Source organism: Pseudoalteromonas sp. Isolate3 (genome assembly GCF_022398505.1).
Classification (GTDB): domain Bacteria; phylum Pseudomonadota; class Gammaproteobacteria; order Enterobacterales; family Alteromonadaceae; genus Pseudoalteromonas; species Pseudoalteromonas apostichopi.
The window spans coordinates 1-3,694 of record NZ_JAKEVN010000198.1 but is presented as its reverse complement, the minus strand read 5'-3'; the positions used below and the strand labels follow the sequence as shown (position 1 = coordinate 3,694).

Sequence of the window (3,694 nt, the reverse complement as noted above, 5' to 3'; positions counted from 1 at the left end):
ACATTGGAGCACGAATATTTATAGGTATATCTACAAACACCAATTGTTACAAGCTTTTAATCGAAACTTTTCTTCATTGACTGAATAATTAAACAATTTTTGTTGCTAATTTAGTCAATGTGGCGTTTTGCGGTAATTTCAAGGGGAATATATAGAACAGCAACAAAAATGCCAACCTTCTGGTTGGCATTTTTTTAAATTTAAACAAATAACTACTTATTAGCCATCATCAGTAATTGCAATTCGAGCAGTTGAAATGTTGCCTTTTCCAGTTGTAAATTCAACAGTTAAAAAGCCTTCAGTTTTATCATTTCCTTCTGACTCTCGACTTATTGATAAAACTTCTCCAAACGCTGCTGTCGCAGCTGAATTTCGAAGCTCAAAGCCATCAGTGCCGCTGTATTCTCCATTATCTGCAGTTACTGAAACACTGGTCCCTGCAGGCATTGGATTATTAAAAATATCAGAGTAATAAACTGCAAAAGTTAATGCGGCTAATTGATTACCTGAATCTGCAGTAGTTATGTTAATCGAACCAACATCACAGTAATCTGTATTATCTGTTGGCTCTAAACTTAGAATAATTGCCCCAGATTGTGTATCAGCTTGGCGGTAAATGTTATTACATTCTTCGATATCTTGCGCTAGTTGCATTGCATTATCTGTGAAAACTGTAGGATCATCTTCAGTTGTTTCAGCAAGAGCATCTGCAAATCGGCTACGCAGCTCATTTTTTGTAACTACAAATCGACTGTACGCAGTACTACCAGACATAATAATTTCAAACGAATCTCGAATATCAACTAATTCTTTAGTACATAGGCTTTCAAAAGTATCACCATCTGTTGGCGTTGTTGCCTCTGACTTACATACTAAACCATTATATTTTCCATCCGCTAGTGTATGCATGCCATTAAGGTCAATATCCCAGCTTTCTTCGAAGTGTCCGGCATTCGTATTTTCTGGACTACACGGATCATCAGTAGCACCTTCTTGACAATTTTCAGCAGCCTTTGTCACTGATGCAGTAACTGGGTCGTAAATTGCTGCTAAACCATCATAAAAACCATTTTCATTATGATCGATAAATGCTTCTGTCAGGTCATAGCCACTGTAATATTCGTTGGTGTCAAAACGGCCGTTACCATTAATGTCGATGAATGACTCTTGACCTTTTGCTGTGACAAGTACTGTGGCACGGCCTCCTAGCGGTACGCCATTTTCATTGAATGCAGCGTTTAAAATACCTGCCATACAAGGCGCTGCGGCTCCAAAGTAAAGATCACAGTTAATTGCATCAGTTTTTGGATTAATGCTGTTGATTCTGTTACCCCACTTAGCTTCTGTAAATGGTTTTGGATTTTGTGAACGCCACTGGGCAACACATTGTCCATCAACTGTATTACACTCAAGCTGAGGGTTAAACTCTGTGCCATCAATTGTTCCTATAGCACCGCCTTCTGTTGTTAAATATACAGATGTGCCATCAGGTACAGGATTATTAAAATGATCTGCAAGATAAACGTTAATTTCCTCATGATCACCGTTATAATTTAATGCTTCGACATTAAAGTTTGTTGGGGCAGCCGTAAAACTATTACCATCAGGTAAACCTGAACTAATTGAAACAAGATCAGATACGGTTGTTACTTGCTCATCTAATGAAACTAAAGAAAGCTGACCTGTTGGACATGAAACATTGTTATCTCGCTCAGATTCATCAAGAAGGCATTCATCATAAAGCTCTTTCCAACAAGTTACATTATCGTTTTGGTTTTCAGGAATCAGTTCATCTGGTATGTAGCACGCTTGTACGCGAACAGCTTGAGGTACAAAGCCTGAATTAACTTGAATTCTTGCTAAGCCCTCTGAATCTGTAGAAACACTTGCATGCGAATAACCTGTCGCATCTGTTACTTCAGAAAGTGAAATGCCACCATTAGTCGAGCTCAAACGAAAATCTAATCGCTTTTGTTTTGCCGTATTACCAATTTCGTCAGTTAACTTAAATGTAAGTTGACTAATTTCTTTGCGAGATACACCACCAGTCCCTTTTAGTGCAATTACATTCTCGGTAGCTTCAACAAACTCAATCGAACTTACAGCTGCGGCCGATACTGGCACATTCACTGAAACAACTTTTGGTGTTCCCCCGGTAAGGACTGTTGCTGTGACCGTATCACCTTGTGTTGTGTTACAGCCGTTACTTCTATATGTTGCAGTTGCAATACCGCTAATACTCGTTGCGGTGTCATCCATAACAGCGAGGTCAGATTCAACGCAACCAGATGTAAACTCAACATCTAATGGCGTTACAAACAGCTCACCGTCAGCATCATAAATACTAACTGTAATAACCGTTGTTGCACCCGCTGCAAGTGGCACAAATTCGTCATCAATTACATTACCGGCGTCATCTACCTTGTTATATAAGCCATTTGAAATTTCTACACTTAACTCAGCAGTTGCAATTTCGAATGCTTTCGATGCAGTCACAGATTTAGCAGTTACAGATACTTCACCTGCACCACTATTTGCGCCAGGTTGTAGTTTTAAAATTGCAAAACCAAAGTTGTCAGTAAGCGCTTTTCCTGATTCTGGTAATAAAGCGCCAAGATCAGTCGAAAGCTCAGCGATAATACCGTCGATACCATCACCCGAACTTGTATCAGTCACTTTTACCATAACGTCGATGAGTTCGTCAGATGAAAACTGATTTACGACGCTACACCCTGAAGCTAGGTAAGTTGTTTCAAGTGATGTTGTATTACGATTAGCCTCCCAGTTAGTTGCGCACCCTTGTAACAGCTTGATATCAAGTTCCGCTTCGGCACTTTCAACAGGGGCATCATCACCATTTGAAATAAAGCCTGCGATTTTAGTGATTGTGTTACCGCTTTCATCCGTGTATGTAGCAACAACTTGACCAGCCCCTTTAGAATCACCACTGCTTAACGTTACTGAAGCTTCACCATTTGCATCAGTTAATGCAGTGCCTAATACAGGAGTGATTTTGCCTGTATAATTTGTTGTAAAAGAAATTAGCTGCCCCTGTAAAGGCTGTTCTTCTTCTAATAAGGTTGCAGTAACTGTCCCTTTATTATCTTTGCTAACAGGGTTTTCAACTGTAAATGGCGAGCCTGTGCTGTCTAAAATTGACACATCAAGAGTAATACTGCCACTAACACTTGAGTCATCTGTTTCAGAGCCATCTGATGTAAAGCCAAAGGTATCACTGAATGTTTCATCACCAACAACATAAGTAGCAGTAATAATCCCTGCACCCGCAGTATCACCCGCAGTTAGTGTAATTGACGCGACACCACCAGCATTAGTCAGAGCAGTACCAGAAACAGGATCAAGCAAGCCAATGTCACCATCTAAACTAAAGCTTATAACTTCACTTGAAACCGCATCACCATTACTGGTCAGAGAAGCTAATATAGTTAATGGTGTATCAGATGTTACTGAGCTCGATTCTTGATCTGAGTCCTTTACGAAACCTTGAACAGCAACGACAAAACTTGGGTTATCGGTTGTACCATCATCCCCACCACCAAGTGAACCACTATCATTCTCTAATGACCCACCGCCGCCACAGGCAACTAACAATGAGCTGAAAACTATAATACTTAGCCATCGCAATAAAGGCATTGACCTCTCCCTAGTTAGCTATTTTAAAATTATTTATATA

Annotated in this window: 1 protein-coding gene; it reads right to left on the bottom strand. The window is 39.8% G+C overall.

Translation table 11 applies throughout. The features are described 5' to 3' along the window. Nucleotides 1–219: 219 nt before the first annotated feature. Nucleotides 220–3,654 (bottom strand): hypothetical protein, encoded by a 3,435-nt coding sequence (locus L1D46_RS20030; protein ID WP_239978123.1) that lies wholly within the window; start codon nt 3,652–3,654, stop codon nt 220–222. Nucleotides 3,655–3,694 lie beyond the last annotated feature (40 nt).